This is a genomic window from Vibrio sp. ZOR0018, assembly GCF_963865925.1.
Lineage (GTDB): Bacteria > Pseudomonadota > Gammaproteobacteria > Enterobacterales > Vibrionaceae > Vibrio > Vibrio anguillarum.
In genome coordinates this window covers 1-351 of the sequence record NZ_CAWMCN010000153.1, presented here as the reverse complement: position 1 = coordinate 351, position 351 = coordinate 1, and the positions used below count along the sequence as shown (strand labels likewise).

At 42.2% G+C, this 351-nt stretch carries 1 protein-coding gene; it reads right to left on the bottom strand.

Annotated elements, in window-relative coordinates; translation table 11 throughout:
• Positions 1 to 129: 129 nt before the first annotated feature.
• Positions 130 to 351 (bottom strand): DUF3465 domain-containing protein (locus AACR75_RS17185; protein WP_047691182.1); only part of this gene is annotated, 222 nt, incomplete at its 5' end.

Below are 351 nucleotides of genomic sequence, written 5' to 3'. Positions count from 1 at the left end.
TAACGCCCGGCTAAGGGGTTGACAACGCACCACCGAACTCAAAAAACACACTGTAAACACTGAACTTCAATTTTGCACTAAAGCCGCCACGCGTTGGCAATCCCTCTTGAGCCGTTTGTTATGTGAATTTTACTCGTACGTCTTACCGTTGTGCTTTAACCAACCTTGCGGGTGTTTATTGTTTGGATCCTTGTACGTCCAGTGCATGACACCACCTTTTTTGTTCCATTCATATTCACCGTAAAACTGGACTCGATCGCCAACTTTTAGATTTGGAACCCTAGGAGCTAAATCAATATTGTGAGCAACAAGTAAAGTTTGTTTACTGTCCAGTTTCAATATGAATTTTTG